The 12,730-nt window shown below is 73.8% G+C and carries 13 protein-coding genes and 1 tRNA gene; 8 read left to right on the top strand and 6 right to left on the bottom strand.

The features are described 5' to 3' along the window. Positions 1-22 precede the first annotated feature (22 nt). Both AC0VX2_RS01850 and AC0VX2_RS01845 read left to right on the top strand, forming a co-directional pair. Positions 23-700: a hypothetical protein gene (locus tag AC0VX2_RS01850; RefSeq protein WP_043282793.1), complete on the top strand. Its 678-nt coding sequence runs from the start codon at positions 23-25 to the stop codon at positions 698-700. Positions 701-738: 38 nt separating this feature from the next. Next, positions 739-812: transfer RNA gene (locus tag AC0VX2_RS01845), tRNA-Arg, on the top strand. 26 nt (positions 813-838) lie between these two features. Here the strand turns inward: AC0VX2_RS01845 and AC0VX2_RS01840 are convergent. From AC0VX2_RS01840 to AC0VX2_RS01830, 3 genes are all read right to left on the bottom strand, one after another. Further along, positions 839-2,707 carry an ABC transporter ATP-binding protein gene (locus AC0VX2_RS01840; protein WP_475432608.1) on the bottom strand — a complete coding sequence of 623 codons (1,869 nt, stop codon included), beginning with the start codon at positions 2,705-2,707 and terminating at the stop codon, positions 839-841. 76 nt (positions 2,708-2,783) lie between these two features. After that, a complete protein-coding gene (locus AC0VX2_RS01835) occupies positions 2,784-3,278 on the bottom strand; it encodes an HNH endonuclease (RefSeq protein WP_020628346.1) in 495 nt (164 codons plus the stop codon). A gap of 159 nt (positions 3,279-3,437) precedes the next feature. Next, positions 3,438-4,160 carry a metal-dependent transcriptional regulator gene (locus AC0VX2_RS01830; protein ID WP_020628347.1) on the bottom strand — a complete coding sequence of 241 codons (723 nt, stop codon included), beginning with the start codon at positions 4,158-4,160 and terminating at the stop codon, positions 3,438-3,440. A 128-nt stretch (positions 4,161-4,288) separates the two neighbouring features. Here AC0VX2_RS01830 and serC point away from each other — a divergent pair, with 128 nt between their 5' ends. Then, positions 4,289-5,416, top strand: a complete 1,128-nt coding sequence (gene serC / locus AC0VX2_RS01825; protein WP_044659024.1) for a phosphoserine transaminase — start codon at positions 4,289-4,291, stop codon at positions 5,414-5,416. 91 nt (positions 5,417-5,507) lie between these two features. Here the strand turns inward: serC and AC0VX2_RS01820 are convergent, their stop codons facing one another. Both AC0VX2_RS01820 and AC0VX2_RS01815 read right to left on the bottom strand, forming a co-directional pair. Then, positions 5,508-5,993, bottom strand: a complete 486-nt coding sequence (locus AC0VX2_RS01820; protein WP_041103071.1) for a DUF3027 domain-containing protein — start codon at positions 5,991-5,993, stop codon at positions 5,508-5,510. Between the two features lie 3 nt (positions 5,994-5,996). Beyond that, complete coding sequence (locus tag AC0VX2_RS01815) at positions 5,997-6,380, bottom strand: cold-shock protein (RefSeq protein WP_020628350.1); 384 nt, start codon at positions 6,378-6,380, stop codon at positions 5,997-5,999. Between the two features lie 211 nt (positions 6,381-6,591). Here AC0VX2_RS01815 and AC0VX2_RS01810 point away from each other — a divergent pair, with 211 nt between their 5' ends. From AC0VX2_RS01810 to AC0VX2_RS01790, 5 genes are all read left to right on the top strand, one after another. Continuing rightward, positions 6,592-6,855, top strand: coding sequence for a hypothetical protein (locus AC0VX2_RS01810; protein WP_041103073.1), 264 nt, complete (start codon positions 6,592-6,594; stop codon positions 6,853-6,855). A gap of 77 nt (positions 6,856-6,932) precedes the next feature. Next, complete coding sequence (locus AC0VX2_RS01805) at positions 6,933-7,640, top strand: response regulator transcription factor (protein WP_113913968.1); 708 nt, start codon at positions 6,933-6,935, stop codon at positions 7,638-7,640. 1 nt (position 7,641) lies between these two features. Next, positions 7,642-9,447, top strand: a complete 1,806-nt coding sequence (locus AC0VX2_RS01800; RefSeq protein WP_078025816.1) for a sensor histidine kinase — start codon at positions 7,642-7,644, stop codon at positions 9,445-9,447. A 55-nt stretch (positions 9,448-9,502) separates the two neighbouring features. Continuing rightward, positions 9,503-9,793 (top strand): WXG100 family type VII secretion target, encoded by a 291-nt coding sequence (locus AC0VX2_RS01795; protein WP_010079419.1) that lies wholly within the window; start codon positions 9,503-9,505, stop codon positions 9,791-9,793. Between the two features lie 67 nt (positions 9,794-9,860). Next, the gene (locus tag AC0VX2_RS01790; protein WP_119217529.1) at positions 9,861-10,793 is read left to right on the top strand and encodes a DUF4031 domain-containing protein; all 933 of its coding nucleotides are present in this window, start codon (positions 9,861-9,863) and stop codon (positions 10,791-10,793) included. A 110-nt stretch (positions 10,794-10,903) separates the two neighbouring features. On the opposite strand, the gene groL is transcribed toward AC0VX2_RS01790, so the two are convergent. Continuing rightward, positions 10,904-12,535 carry a chaperonin GroEL gene (gene groL / locus AC0VX2_RS01785; protein WP_078025818.1) on the bottom strand — a complete coding sequence of 544 codons (1,632 nt, stop codon included), beginning with the start codon at positions 12,533-12,535 and terminating at the stop codon, positions 10,904-10,906. Positions 12,536-12,730 lie beyond the last annotated feature (195 nt).

Here is a 12,730-nt window from a genome sequence, read left to right as displayed (position 1 = left end):
CCCGCCATCCCAGGAGTCCGCCGTGGCTAAGAAGTCCCAGAAGCACCGTCGTCCTCAACAGGCGCGCACTGGCTCGCACGCCGGGGTGCCCGCCGCCAGCCACCCGGTCGAGCGCGCCGGACCCGAGCACGCCACCCTGCTCGACGTCTCGCCGCGCGCGGACCTCGCCGCGGCCGCTGAGCGCGAGGGCAGCCCGGCGATCCCGGTGAGCGCGCTGATCGTGACCACCCTGCTCGTGGGCGCCTACTACCACCTGCTGGTGCTGCAGCAGATGACCCAGCTCAGCGGCGGACTGGCGATGCCGGACTCCCTGCTGTTCTACGGGCAGGACCACATCCGCGCGCTCTCCGCGGTCATGGACGAGGACGCCCGCGGCCAGCTGAACTGGGTGCACAAGACGGCCGGCGTGATCTTCCCGATCGCCGTGGCGCTGACGGTCACCGCCGTCGGCGCATGGCGCCTGCGTCCCGTCGGCGCCAAGTGGGCCGTCTTCGGGCTGGGCGTGCTGTTCGCGGTCGTGGACATCTGCGAGAACATCGCGATCGAGCAGGCCATCGCCGCCGGCGGCCCGGGCACCGGCCTGGCCGCCGCCCTGACGCTGACCCGCTGGGTCCTGCTGGCGCTGCTCGCGCTGGCGGTGGCCGTGATGCTGTGGGCCGGGCGGCGCCGTCGTCGTGGTCCCGCCGCGCGGGGGGCCTGAGGGGCTAGACTCGCTCACCGGACCGACGCACGGTCCGCGCCCCAGTAGCTCAGTTGGATAGAGCGACCCTCTCCTAAAGGGTAGGCCGTCGGTTCGATTCCGGCCTGGGGCACCTGGGCGGCCGGTCCGGTCGCCGCCTCATTCCGCGTCGGCGAACTGCGTGGTGTAGAGCTCCGCATACCGCCCGCCCGCCGCGAGCAGCGCGGCGTGCGTGCCGCGCTCCACGATCCGCCCGGCCTCGACCACGAGGATCTCGTCCGCACTGCGCACGGTGGAGAGCCGGTGCGCGATCACGATCGCGGTCCGCCCGGCCAGCGCCTCCCCCAGCGCCTCCTGGATGGCGCGCTCGTTGGTGGAGTCCAGCGCCGCCGTCGCCTCGTCCAGCACCACGACGCGCGGGGCCGCCAGCAGCAGCCGCGCGATCGTCATGCGCTGCCGCTCACCGCCGGAGAGGCGGTAGCCGCGCTCGCCGACCACGGTGTCCAGCCCGTCCGGCAGCGCCTCGACGACGGAGCGCAGGCGCGCCCGCTCGACGGCGTCCCACAGCTCCTCGTCCGTCGCGTCGGGGCGGGCCAGCGTCAGGTTGGCGCGCACGGTCTCGTGGAACAGGTGCCCGTCCTGGGTCACCATGCCCACGGCCCGCTGCAGGTCCGCGAACGCGAGGTCCCGCACGTCCACGCCGCCGATCTCGACGGTGCCGGAGGTGACGTCGTGCAGGCGGGTGACGAGCGAGGCGATGGTGGACTTGCCCGCACCCGAGGAGCCCACGAGGGCCACCGTGGCCCCGGCCGGCACGGTCACGTCGATCCCGTGCAGCACCTCCTCGCCGCCGCGCGTGTCCAGCACGGCGACCTCCTCGAGGGAGGCCAGGGACACCTGCTCCGCGGTGGGGTAGGCGAAGCGCACGTCCCGCAGCCGCACGGACAGGGGCCCCTCCGGCAGGGCCGCGGGCCGCGCGGGCTCCGTGATGAGCGGCTCCAGGTCCAGGACCTCGAACACGCGCTCGAAGCTCACGAGCGCGCTCATGATCTCCACGCGGGCGTTCGCCAGCGCGGTCAGGGGCGCGTAGAGGCGGGTCAGCAGCAGGGCGAGGGTGACGACGTCGCCGGCGTCGAGGGTGCCCGCGATCGCCTGGAGCCCGCCCACGCCGTACACGGCCGCGAGCGCGAGCGCGGAGACCAGGGTGAGCAGCGTGGTGAAGACGGCCTGGCGCACGGAGATGTCCACGCCGGTGGCGCGCACGCGGTCCGCGCGGCGGGCGAACTCGGCGGACTCGGCGGCGGGGCGGCCGAAGAGCTTGATGAGTGTGGCGCCGGGAGCGGAGAACCGCTCGGTCATCTGGTCGCCCATGGCCGCGTTGTGCCCGGCCCGCTCGCGGGACAGGCCCGCCAGCTTCGAGCCGACCGCCCGGGCCGGCACCAGGAACAGCGGCAGCATCACGAGGGACAGGACGGTGACCTGCCAGCTGGTGGCCACCATCACGCCCAGGGTCAGCGCCACGGACACCACGTTCGCGACGACGCCGGAGAGCGTCCGCGAGATCGCCGACTGCGCCCCGATCACGTCGTTGTTCAGGCGCGAGACGAGCGCGCCGGTGCGGGTGCGCTGGAAGAACGCCACCGGCATGCGCTGCACGTGGTCGAACACGGCGGTGCGCAGGTCGTAGATGACGCGTTCCCCCAGCCCGGAGGAGAGCCATTTGGTGAACACGGACAGCGCCGCGTCGAGCACGGCCACGAGGGCGATCAGCAGGGCCAGCCGCACCACGAGCCCGCGGTCCGCGCCGCCGGTGATCGCGTTGACGACGTCGCCGGCCAGCACGGGCGAGGCCACGCCGAGCACCGCGCCCACGATGGACGCCGCGACGAACACGATCAGTCGGGTGCGGTACCGGCCCGCGAACGCGATGGTCCGGCGCACCGTGCCGCGGGCGAGGCTCTGCTGGGCGTCGGACTGTCCGCGGGTCATCCGCATCATGGACATCCGTGCCGCCGACTCCATGCTCATGGGCCCCTCCGCTCTCTCGACCGTTCGAGAGTCTAGGAACCGGCGGGCACGGGCGGGCGCGATTCCGCTTCCGGCGTCAGGCCGCCAGGCGCAGGTAGTCCCGCCACGCTTCGGCGGGCCGCTCCAGCTCGCGGATCCGCCACTGGGCCCCGCGCGGGCGCACCGGCTCCACCCGCAGCCGCCAGCCCAGGGCCTCGAGCGAGCGGTCCGCCTTCGCCCCGTTGCAGCGCAGGCAGCAGGCCACGAGGTTCTCCCACGAGTTCTCGCCGCCCCGCGAGCGCGGCCGCACGTGGTCCACGGTGGTGGCGTGGGCGCCGCAGTAGGCGCAGCGGTGTCCGTCCCGGCGCAGCACGCCCTTGCGGGAGACCGGGGCCGCGTCCGTGTGGGGCACCCGGATGTACTGGTGCAGCAGGATCACGAGGGGCCGGCCCCACGCGCGGGTGGGGCTGCGCATCGGGTCACCGGCGTCCTCGAGCACGCTCGCCTTGCCGGTGGCCACGAGCAGCAGCGCCCGGCGGTCGGAGACGACCGAGAGGGGTTCGTAGCCGGCGTTGAGGACGAGTGTGCGCATCGGGGGCCTCGGAAGCGTGGGGACACAGGGGCGTCGTGTCCCCACGCTAGACGCGGGTGCATCGGCGCGCCGCGTGTCGCCTGCGGCGGCGGAAGAGGTTCACCGGCCCGTCACCGGGCCATCACGCCCCCGTCACGCACGACGACGGCGCGCCGCGCCTCAGCCGTCGAGACGCTCGACCCACACGTGCGCGGCCGTGGCCTCGGCCAGCTCGAGGGCCCCGCCGTCCGCGGCCGCGCCGTCCTCCGCCTCGCCCTCGACCCGGATGTACCCGGCGTCGCGGGCGGCCTCGGCACGCACCACACGGCCGGGGGTCACGCCGGCGCCGGCCAGCTGGGCCAGCAGCTCGGGGTCGGTCTGCACGCCCTCGGCCAGCCCGCGGACGCGGAACCGGCCGGCGGTGGCGGCCTCCTCGGAGAGCCGGGCGCCCGCCAGGCCCATGTCGCGGCTCCAGTCCTCGGCGGAGGCCTGCTCGGGCCGGGGCGGGATCGGGGTGCCGTAGGGGGTCTCGGTGGGGTTCTCCAGGAGCGTGAGCAGGCGGCGCTCCACCTGGTCGCTCATCACGTGCTCCCAGCGGCAGGCCTCCTCGTGGACGAGCTCCCACTCGAGGCCGATCACGTCCGCGAGCAGGCGCTCGGCCAGGCGGTGCTTGCGCAGCACGGACACGGCCCGCTCGCGGCCCGCCACGGTCAGCTCCAGCCGACGGTCCGCGCCCACGTGCACCAGCCCGTCCCGCTCCATGCGGGCCACGGTCTGGGAGACGGTGGGGCCGGAGTGCTCCAGACGCTCGACGATGCGGGCGCGCAGCGGGGGGATGCCCTCCTCCTCGAGCTCGAGGATCGTGCGCAGGTACATCTCGGTGGTGTCGATCAGATCCGTCATGGCACGTCCTCTTCCCTCGGGCTCTTCGTCCCGGACATCCTAGCGAGGCGTGAGTCACGTGGACGGCCGGTGGTCCCGGGCGCGGGAGAATGGGCGCGACCCGCGACCCCGAAGCGTCAGGAGCACGCATGACCTCCCCCGCCGAGATCACCATCCCCCAGGACCTGCTGCCGGCCGACGGCCGCTTCGGCGCCGGCCCCTCCAAGGTCCGCCCCGAGCAGCTGAGCGCGCTCCAGGACGCAGCCGGGCTGCTCGGCACGTCGCACCGTCAGAAGCCGGTCAAGGACCTGGTGGCGAGCGTCCGGTCGGGCGTCGCCGAGCTGTTCTCGGCGCCGGAGGGCTACGAGGTGATCCTCGGCGTCGGCGGCTCCACCGCGTTCTGGGACGCGGCCGCCTTCAGCCTGGTCCGCGAGCGCGCCCAGCATCTGAGCTTCGGCGAGTTCGGCTCGAAGTTCGCCAAGGCCACCGACCAGGCGCCGTTCCTGGCCCCGTCGGACATCCGCACCTCCGAGCCGGGCACCCGCCCCGAGCCGGAGGCCGTGGCCGGGGTCGACGTGTACGCGTGGCCGCACAACGAGACCTCGACCGGCGTGATGGCGCCCGTCGTCCGCCCCGCGGGCATCGACGAGGACGCCCTGGTCGTCGTCGACGCCACCTCGGCCGCGGGCGGCCTGCCGGTGGACGTGTCCGAGGCGGACGTGTACTACTTCGCGCCGCAGAAGAACTTCGCGTCCGACGGCGGTCTGTGGCTCGCGCTGTTCTCCCCGCGGGCCCTGGCGCGGGTCGCGGAGATCAAGGAGTCCGGCCGGTGGATCCCGGCGTTCCTGGACCTGGCCACGGCCGTGGAGAACTCCCTCAAGGACCAGACCTACAACACGCCCGCGCTGGCCACGCTCGTCATGCTGGACGCGCAGCTGCGCTGGATGAACGGTCAGGGCGGGCTGGACGCGATGACCGCCCGCACCGCCGACTCCTCCTCGCGCGTGTACGCGTGGGCCGAGGCGTCGTCCTTCGCCACGCCCTTTGTGGCCCGGTCCGAGGACCGCTCCGCCGTGGTCTGCACCGTCGACTTCTCCGACGACGTCGACGCGGCGGCGGTCGCCCAGGCCCTGCGCGCGAACGGCGTGGTGGACGTGGAGCCCTATCGCAAGCTCGGCCGGAACCAGCTGCGGATCGCGACCTTCGCCGCGATCGAGCCCGAGGACGTCGCGGCACTGCTGCGCTGCATCGACCACGTGGTCGAGCGCCTGGCCTGAGCCGTCCCCGGACGGGGACACGGGCCCGCGGGGGACTCCACCGCGGGCCCGTTGCGTGTCCGCCCCGGCGGGTCAGCCGGGGCGCGCCGTCTCAGCCGCGGTCGTCCGGCGCGGTCTCAGGCGCCGGGGCGCCGGGCACACGGCCCTCGGCCACGGCCTTGAGCCGCTCGCGCTCCTCCTCGTTCACGCGCTCGGCGTACGGCACCCACGGGGGCGCCACGAGCGCACCCTCCCCCGCCATGAGGCCGGTCTCGCACACGGTGACCTGCTTGGCGCGTGGGGCCCGGGCGATCGTCACGTACCAGAGCCAGCCCGCGTAGCCGGGCATGCGGCACGCGAAGCGGTGCGTCAGGAGCCGGTCGTCGTCCACGAGCACGTCCACGTGCTCCCCCACCTCGTCCGGGGCGGCCAGCCCGGCCAGCCCCGCGCGGGCGGCGTCCACGGCGGCGGCGAGCAGCTCGTCGCGGCGCGGGGCCCGGCGACGCGCGGGCGGCACGGCCGCCCTCTCCTCCGCGGGCGCGGGCTCGGCGTCGGGGCTCCGGTGGTCGACGCGCGGGGCGTCGTCGTGGGTGGTCATGGCTCAGGCCTCCAGATCGTCGGCGACACGGCGCAGCACCTGCGCCATCTTCTGCGCCTGGGCGCGCTGGGGGTAGCGGCCGCGGCGCAGGCCGTTGGAGGTCTGGTCCAGCCACGTGATGAGGTCCTCCATGAGGACGGCCATCTCGGTGGCGCCGGGTCGGTGGTTGCGGACCACCGAGGGTGCGGCGTCGAGCACGCGCAGCGAGAGCGCCTGCTTGCCGCGGCGGCCCTCGGCCACGCCGAACTCCACGCGGGTGCCTCCGCGCAGCTCGGTCACCCCGGCCGGCAGGGCCGAGGCGGGCACGTGGACCTCCTCGCCCTCGTCCGTCTGGGCGAACCCGAAGCCCTTGGTCGAGTCGTAGAACTTGATGCGCCCGGTGGGCATGTGCGTCACCTGCTCCTCGTCATGTGGGTCCACCGCGTCGGGCCGGCGCCGCAGGGGCGGCCGTGCTCTCGTCTCGGGTCGGCGGGGTCCGGCACCGGCGTGGCGGTGCGCCGCGGCATCGGTGGGACCAGCCTGGCCGTGCGCCCGGAGGGGACGGCGGAGGACGTGGTCGTCAATGACCTCCCAGGATAGCCCGACTAGAGTGGCGGGCATGCCTCGGACCTCCACCCTCCCCGCCTCCGCGCCCGCCGCCGACCCCGCCGATCACCGGGGCGGTCGTGGCGTCGTCCTGGTGCTGGGCGTGGCCGTGACGGCGGTGTCCGCTCTGGCCCTGGTGGCCCTGCTGGTCGCGTACTTCCTGGCGTGGCCGGCGTCCCCGGCGCTGTTCGCGCTCGCGCTGTTCGGCCTGCCCGTCGGCTTCGGCCTGATGCTGCTGCACGTGGTGCTGGGCGCCGTCCGGCGCTCGCGCCCCTGAGCCGTCGGGCCAACGACGCCCCGTGACATCCAGCGCGCCTTCAGGATGCTCCCAGGTCGGGGCGGTTGACTGGCCCCATGCAGCCTCAGAACCCCGAAGCACGCCTCCTGGTGGTGGACGACGAGCCCAACATCCGCGAGCTGCTCTCCACATCCCTGCGCTACGCCGGCTTCGAGGTCACGGCCGCGGCCAACGGCCGGGAGGCCCTGGACGCCGCCGAGGAGTTCCAGCCGGACCTGGCCGTGCTGGACGTGATGCTCCCGGACATGGACGGCTTCACCGTGACCCGCCGCCTGCGCTCCGCCGGCCGTCACTTCCCCGTCGTGTTCCTCACCGCGCGGGACGGCACCGAGGACAAGATCACCGGCCTGACGGTCGGCGGCGACGACTACGTGACCAAGCCGTTCTCCCTCGACGAGGTGGTCGCCCGCATCCGCGCCGTGCTGCGCCGCACCGCCTCCCTCGACGACGACGCGGCGGTGCTGCGCGTGGACGATCTCGAGCTCGACGACGACGCGCACGAGGTCCGCCGCGGCGGCGAGGTCGTGGAGCTCTCCCCCACCGAGTTCAAGCTGCTGCGCTACCTCATGATGAACCCGAACCGGGTGCTCTCGAAGGCCCAGATCCTGGACCACGTGTGGGAGTACGACTTCAACGGGGACGCCTCGATCGTCGAGTCCTACATCTCCTACCTGCGCCGCAAGATCGACGTCGGCGGCCGCGAGAAGATGATCCACACCAAGCGCGGCGTCGGCTACATGCTCCGCACCGCGGACAAGCGCTGACGTGCGTGCGCGGCTCGACGCCGCGGCGGCCCGCGTCCGCCATCCGCGCGCCTGGCTGAGGGGCGCGTGGCAGGGGCAGTCCCTGCGCACCAAGCTGGTCGTGATGATCGCGGCGCTCATGCTGGCCCTGGTCGCCGTGACCGCCGTGGCGACCGCGGTGCTGTTCCGCCAGGAGGCGGTGCGCCAGCTGGACGAGGACATGGCCGCCAACCGGGACACCGTCTCGATGTACCTGGCCAACGTCGCCCAGACCGGCGAGTACTACATGCCGCAGCTGCCCATCCTGCGCTTCTACGGCGTCGTGTGGGACAACGAGGGCGCGCGGGTCGTCCAGACCCCGGTGATGCCGGGTGCGGACGAGCCGGCCCTCCCGGACATCACCCCGGCCGAGGCCCTGGAGCGCGGCTCCGCCTCCTTCGAGGTGCCCGGCACACAGCCGGACTCGAGCGGCTGGCGCGTGCAGCTGTACGGGCTCAGCAGCGGCGACGGCACCATGGCCGTGGCCCTTCCCCTGCAGAGCGTGACCTCCTCCGTCGAGCGCGTCACCTCGATCGTCGTGACCATCGGCCTGCTCGCGACGGCGGGCACCGTGATCGTGGCCAACCTGGCGGTCCAGCGCGCGTTCCGCACCCTGAACCGCGTGGAGCGCACCGCCGCCAAGATCGCCGCCGGCGACCTGAGCCAGCGCGTGGAGAGCGCGGCGCCCGACACCGAGGTGGGCCGGCTCTCCCGCTCCCTCAATGCCATGCTCGCGCACATCGAGTCCGCGTTCCGGGACAAGGAGATCTCCGAGGACAAGATGCGCCGCTTCGTGCAGGACGCCTCCCACGAGCTGCGCACCCCCCTGGTCACCATCCGCGGATTCTCCGAGCTGTACCGGCACGGCGGGCTGCGCGAGGAGGAGGACGTCGCCGCCGCCATGCAGCGCATCGAGTCCGAGGCCACCCGCATGACCCGCCTCGTGGAGGACCTGCTCACCCTGGCCCGCCTCGACGAGCAGCGCCCCCTCGAGCACGCCCCGGTGGACCTGCTCATCCTCGCGATGGACTCCATGATGGACGCCTCCGTGAACGCCCCGGACCGCAAGGTCACCCTCGTGGGCCCCGACGGCGACCGGGCGGCCCCGGCGCCCATCCTCGGCGACGAGAACCGGATGCGCCAGGTGGTGGTGAACCTCATGGCCAACGCCCTGCGCTACACCCCCGCCGGCACCCCCATCGAGATCGCGGTCGGCACCGTCGACCACCTCGGCGGCCAGGCCGGGGCGGACGGCGCGGGCCGCAGCTCCGTGATCGAGATCCGTGACCACGGGCCGGGCGTGTCCGAGGAGGACCGCGCCCGCATCTTCGAGCGGTTCTACCGCGCGGACACCTCCCGGCACCGCGAGACGGGCGGCACGGGGCTCGGCCTGGCCATCGTCGCGGCGATCGTGGCCCAGCACGGCGGCTCCGTCCGGCTGCTGGAGACCGAGGGCGGCGGCGCCACCTTCTCCGTCCACCTGCCGTGGGCACCGTTCGAGGACGAGGCGGACGAGGACGTCGAGGACGAGCGCCTGCCCGCACGGGACACCGACGACGACGCGGCCGGTCCGCCCACCGGCCCCCTCGCCCTGGCCGCGCCGTCGGGCGCCGGCGCCAGCGCCGCGGACGCCGCCCGGAGCAGCCGCCTGCTGCGTGCGGCGGAGCGGTTCCGTCGCGCCTCGGCCGAGCGCCGCCGTCGGGCGTCTGCTCCTGCACAGGCGCCTCAGGCCGACCCCCCGTCCCCAGGCGAGGACGACCCGGCGGCGGAGCGGGACGCCCGTCCCTAGCGTGGTGCCCGGCGGCACCCGCCGCCCATCAGCACTCGTCAGAGGGGACAGTCACATGAGCATCGTGCAGATCGACGTCGAGGACCTGCGGGCCAAGAGCGGGGCGGTGGAGGGCTCCATCGGACGCCTCCAGGCGGAGGTGAGCACCATGGAGGCCAACCTGCGCCAGCTGCAGGACACCTGGCGCGGCCAGGCGGCCGCGAACTTCCAGGGCGTGCTCACCGAGTGGCGCGCCACCCAGCAGCGCGTGGAGGAGTCCCTGGCGGGCATCCGCCGCGCGATGGACGCCGCCGCCACCCAGTACCAGGACGCGGAGACCGCCAACGCCGCGATGTTCCGGTTCTGAGCGCCCGGAACGGACCGGGGCGCGGCCGGCCGGCCGCGCCCCGGTCCGTGCTTCCTAGAGTGGAGGCATGACCGTCCTGATCGACCCGCCCGCGTGGCCCGCCCACGGCACCGTGTTCTCCCACCTCGTCTCCGACGCCTCCCTCGAGGAGCTCCACGCGTTCGCGCGGGCAGCAGGGCTCTCGGAGCGGGTCTTCGACCGGGACCACTACGACGTGCCCGCGCACCGACGTGCCGAGCTCGTGGCCCGCGGGGCGGTGCCCGTCACCGGACGGGAGCTGGTGCGTCGGCTCGCCGCCTCGGGGCTGCGCGTGCCCGCCCGGAGCCGCGCCGAGAAGCGGGACGTCGTCCTCGCCCGGCGCTGGGCGCGGCTGTTCGAGGGCACGGCGGCGAGCCCGGATGCGGTGACGACGGCGGGACGCGACCTGCTGGCCCGCTGGGCGGAGCCGCATCGGCACTACCACGACCCGGCCCACCTGCTCGCGGTGCTCGAGTCCGTGGACCTGCTCGAGCGGGCGGGGGCGGAGACCGGGCCGGATCCGCGTGCGGTCCGCCTGGCCGCGTGGTTCCACGACGCCGTCTACGCCGGGGACCCCACCGCGCCCGCCGGCCAGGACGAGGCGGACTCGGCCGCCCTGGCCCGGGACGTGCTCACCGACCCGCGGCTGGCGGTGCCGGCCGACGTCGTCGACGAGGTGGCGCGCCTCGTGTTGCTCACCGCCGCCCACGACCCCGCCCCGCACGACGCGGCCGGGGCGGTGCTCTCGGACGCGGACCTCGAGGTCCTCGGCCGCTCCCCCGAGGCCTACGCCCGCTACGTGGCCGCGGTCCGGCAGGACTACGCGCACGTGTCCGACGCGGACTGGGCCCGCGGTCGCGGCGCGGTGCTGGACGCCCTGCTGGACGCCGAGCGGCTGTATCGGACCGCGCCCGGCCGAACGCGCTGGGAGGCCGCCGCCCGCCGCAACCTGGCGGCGGAACGAGCCGCGCTGTCGGCCTGAGCGGGGCGCCCCGGTGCCGGCCCCGGACGCGGCGAGGCCCGCCTCCCCGGACGGGGAGACGGGCCTCGCAGGCTGGGCGCCCGAACGGGCCGGGCCGGCTCAGCGGCTGATCACATCATGCCGCCCATGCCGCCCATCGGGTCCATGCCCTCGGCGCCGGCGGCGGCCTTCTCGGGCTTGTCCGCGACGACGGCCTCGGTGGTCAGGAACAGGCCCGCGATGGACGCGGCGTTCTGCAGGGCCGAGCGGGTCACCTTCACCGGGTCGTTGATGCCGGCGGCCAGCAGGTCCTCGTACTCGCCGGTGGCGGCGTTCAGGCCGTGACCGTCGTCGAGGGTCTTGACCTTGTCCGCCACGACGCCGGGCTCCAGGCCCGCGTTGAAGGCGATCTGCTTCAGCGGGGCCTCGATGGCGACCTTCACGATGTTCGCGCCGGTGGCCTCGTCGCCCTCGAGCTGCAGGCCGCCGAACGCCTTGGCGCCGGCCTGGATCAGGGCCACGCCGCCGCCGGCGACGATGCCCTCCTCCACCGCGGCCTTGGCGTTGCGCACGGCGTCCTCGATGCGGTGCTTACGCTCCTTGAGCTCCACCTCGGTGGCCGCGCCGGCCTTGATGACGGCCACGCCGCCGGCCAGCTTGGCGAGGCGCTCCTGCAGCTTCTCGCGATCGTAGTCCGAGTCGGTGTTCTCGATCTCGGAGCGGATCTGGGCCACGCGGCCGGCGATCTGCTCGGCGTCGCCGCCACCCTCCACGATGGTGGTCTCGTCCTTGGTGATGACCACCTTGCGGGCGGAGCCCAGCAGGTCGAGGGTGGCGTTCTCCAGGGACAGGCCCACCTCGGAGGAGATGACCTGGCCGCCGGTGAGGATGGCGATGTCGGCGAGCATGGCCTTGCGGCGGTCACCGAAGCCCGGGGCCTTCACGGCCACGGACTTGAAGGTGCCGCGGATCTTGTTGACCACGAGGGTGGCCAGGGCCTCGCCCTCGACGTCCTCGGCGATGATCAGCAGCGGCTTGCCCGACTGCATGACCTTCTCGAGGATCGCCACCATGTCCTTCACGGAGGAGATCTTCGAGTTGACGATGAGGATGTAGGGATCCTCGAGGACGGCCTCCTGGCGGTCCGCGTCGGTCACGAAGTAACCGGAGATGTAGCCCTTGTCGAAGCGCATGCCCTCGGTGAGCTCGAGCTCGAGGCCGAAGGTGTTGGACTCCTCGACGGTGATGACGCCCTCCTTGCCGACCTTGTCCAGGGCCTCGGCGATGAGGGAGCCGATCTGCTTGTCCGCGGCGGAGATCGAGGCGGTGGCCGCGATCTGGTCCTTGGTCTCGATCTCGCGGGAGGCGGAGAGCAGCTCAGAGGTGACGGCCTCCACGGCCTTCTCGATGCCGCGCTTCAGGGACAGCGGGTCGGCGCCCGCGGCCACGTTGCGCAGGCCCTCGCGGACCAGCGCCTGGGCCAGCACGGTGGCGGTGGTGGTGCCGTCGCCGGCGACGTCGTCGGTCTTCTTGGCGACCTCCTTGACGAGCTCCGCGCCGATCTTCTCGTACGGGTCCTCGAGCTCGATCTCCTTGGCGATGGAGACGCCGTCGTTGGTGATGGTGGGGGCGCCCCACTTCTTCTCCAGCACCACGTTGCGGCCGCGGGGGCCGAGGGTCACCTTCACGGCGTCGGCCAGGGTGTTCAGGCCCTTCTCCAGGCCGCGGCGGGCCTCTTCGTCGAATGCGATGGTCTTGGCCATGTGCAGGTCCTTTCTGGACGTCGGCTTCCTACTTCTGGTGGCTGACCCGCGCCGATGCCCGCGACGGACGGCCCCTGGGGGCCTCACCGGTGGACAGGTCCTCCTCCACGGCGCCGGACCGACCGGGGTACGGCTGGCAGTCGCGCCTTCGGAGTGCTAACCCCATTATGAGCACTCGCACCGGGAGAGTGCAAA

Source organism: Micrococcus sp. iso_239 (assembly GCF_056173395.1).
The sequence above is the reverse complement of the archived record's forward strand: the minus strand, read 5'-3'. Positions and strand labels throughout refer to the sequence as shown.

Excerpts from the sequence above, each read along its gene's own strand:
- AC0VX2_RS01840 (WP_475432608.1), bottom strand. The coding sequence starts at position 2,707 with ATGAGCATGGAGTCGGCGGCACGGATGTCCATGATGCGGATGACCCGC.
- AC0VX2_RS01835 (WP_020628346.1), bottom strand. The coding sequence starts at position 3,278 with ATGCGCACACTCGTCCTCAACGCCGGCTACGAACCCCTCTCGGTCGTC.
- AC0VX2_RS01830 (WP_020628347.1), bottom strand. The coding sequence starts at position 4,160 with ATGACGGATCTGATCGACACCACCGAGATGTACCTGCGCACGATCCTC.
- serC (WP_044659024.1), top strand. The coding sequence starts at position 4,289 with ATGACCTCCCCCGCCGAGATCACCATCCCCCAGGACCTGCTGCCGGCC.
- AC0VX2_RS01820 (WP_041103071.1), bottom strand. The coding sequence starts at position 5,993 with ATGACCACCCACGACGACGCCCCGCGCGTCGACCACCGGAGCCCCGAC.
- AC0VX2_RS01815 (WP_020628350.1), bottom strand. The coding sequence starts at position 6,380 with ATGCCCACCGGGCGCATCAAGTTCTACGACTCGACCAAGGGCTTCGGG.
- AC0VX2_RS01810 (WP_041103073.1), top strand. The coding sequence starts at position 6,592 with ATGCCTCGGACCTCCACCCTCCCCGCCTCCGCGCCCGCCGCCGACCCC.
- AC0VX2_RS01805 (WP_113913968.1), top strand. The coding sequence starts at position 6,933 with ATGCAGCCTCAGAACCCCGAAGCACGCCTCCTGGTGGTGGACGACGAG.
- AC0VX2_RS01795 (WP_010079419.1), top strand. The coding sequence starts at position 9,503 with ATGAGCATCGTGCAGATCGACGTCGAGGACCTGCGGGCCAAGAGCGGG.
- AC0VX2_RS01790 (WP_119217529.1), top strand. The coding sequence starts at position 9,861 with ATGACCGTCCTGATCGACCCGCCCGCGTGGCCCGCCCACGGCACCGTG.
- groL (WP_078025818.1), bottom strand. The coding sequence starts at position 12,535 with ATGGCCAAGACCATCGCATTCGACGAAGAGGCCCGCCGCGGCCTGGAG.